This window comes from Desulfovibrio piger ATCC 29098, assembly GCF_000156375.1.
Lineage (GTDB): Bacteria > Desulfobacterota > Desulfovibrionia > Desulfovibrionales > Desulfovibrionaceae > Desulfovibrio > Desulfovibrio piger.
The window spans coordinates 1-538 of record NZ_DS996397.1 but is presented as its reverse complement, the minus strand read 5'-3'; the positions used below and the strand labels follow the sequence as shown (position 1 = coordinate 538).

Sequence of the window (538 nt, the reverse complement as noted above, 5' to 3'; positions counted from 1 at the left end):
ACGTCAAACTGTGCCCAGCACAGGCCGTCATTGTAGGTGGCTGCTCCGTTATGGGAGAACGCCGCGTCATGGCGGCGCACGTCGTTCACCGGCACGATGACCGCGCCCGCAAAGCCGTTTTCCGCCAGAATCCGCACCAAGCCCTGAACCTTGCCGCCCAGCTTGTGCCAGGCAAAAGCGTTGACCACGCGCAGGCGGTAGCTTTCGTCCGTGTCATAGCGTGTGCGCAGGATGCCCCGGCTGGCCCCGTAGGCGGCTATCCTTTCATCGTCAGCCGTGGCCGGATTCCACTGGCGGCGAAGCCACAAAATGTCCTCCCGCACGTCATCCATATACAGCGCCAGCCCCTTCGCCAGCGCCGATACAGGGCCGGGACGGAAGATGGCGGGCCAGTTCAGCTTGTCATGGAAATATTGCCAGAACGGGCTTGCCATGGCCTATTCCTCCGCCACCCAGACCGTTTGCAGGTCCAGGGCTTCCAGCACGGCCAGCCCCCCCGCCGGAATCTCCACATCCTCCGTCGGGCTTTCCCAGCGGA

The 538-nt window shown here is 63.8% G+C and carries 1 protein-coding gene; it reads right to left on the bottom strand.

Annotation, left to right across the window (positions count from 1 at the left end; all coding sequences use genetic code 11):
- On the bottom strand, nt 1-434 hold a 434-nt coding region (locus tag DESPIG_RS12630; RefSeq protein ID WP_006009740.1), incomplete at its 3' end, for a phage tail protein.
- Nucleotides 435-538: the final 104 nt, after the last annotated feature.